At 37.1% G+C, this 707-nt stretch carries 1 pseudogene; it reads right to left on the bottom strand.

Features of this window, described 5'->3' with window-relative positions:
* Nucleotides 1-121: 121 nt before the first annotated feature.
* Nucleotides 122-565: pseudogene (locus tag DNJ75_RS15075) on the bottom strand (MFS transporter); the annotation flags it as partial.
* Nucleotides 566-707 lie beyond the last annotated feature (142 nt).

Raw genomic sequence — 707 nt, 5'->3', positions numbered from 1 at the left:
CTGGCAACACGCGCAACTGGCAACATGAGGCTTTAGTTCATCTTAACCGGATAAATAATGATGATAATCTAAGCAAGATTAGTGCTTAGTGGAAAAAGTTAGGCGACAACTAGCTTGACACTTACCGGGATAAAACAGGTAAGTTGAGTAAGTAGGTTTTAACGCGGAAAATATAAACAAAATTATGCAGAATTTTTTGCCAACTAATCAGTTGTTGCGTGGTTTTATCGCGTTGTAACATTGAGCGCATTAACCAAAATACACTAAGTTCAATAATAAACATCATAAGATAGGCTAAGCGCCAACTTTCAATAAGCGCGATTTGGGCAACGAAAGCACTTAATAAAGGGGCGATAACCAGTGATATCGATAATAATGCATAGGCTTTTTTTAGTTCGATATTATTGCTGGCATAGCGCGAGATAAAGGCGCGTGCAATGGAAGCATAAGGCCCTGTGCCGATACCAGTAAGTAAAAAGCCCAGATAAAGCATGAGCTCACTTTGAGCAATCGTTATGAGTAACAACCCAAGCATAGAAATACATTGAGCAATGGTTAATACTTTTGAAGAGCCTAATACAACCTGAGTTCGGAATTAAAATCCTTGATTTAAAAGGGTTTTATGGTGTTAAAATAAGTAATTCTTATGGTAATTTCTCAAGATCAACATGATAGAACTACTTATTTCAACATTTTGCCGCATAGAT

This window comes from Cysteiniphilum litorale (genome assembly GCF_003428165.1).
Classification (GTDB): domain Bacteria; phylum Pseudomonadota; class Gammaproteobacteria; order Francisellales; family Francisellaceae; genus Caedibacter; species Caedibacter litoralis.
Note: the sequence above shows the minus strand (reverse complement) of the source record. Positions and strands in the feature narration are given on the sequence as shown.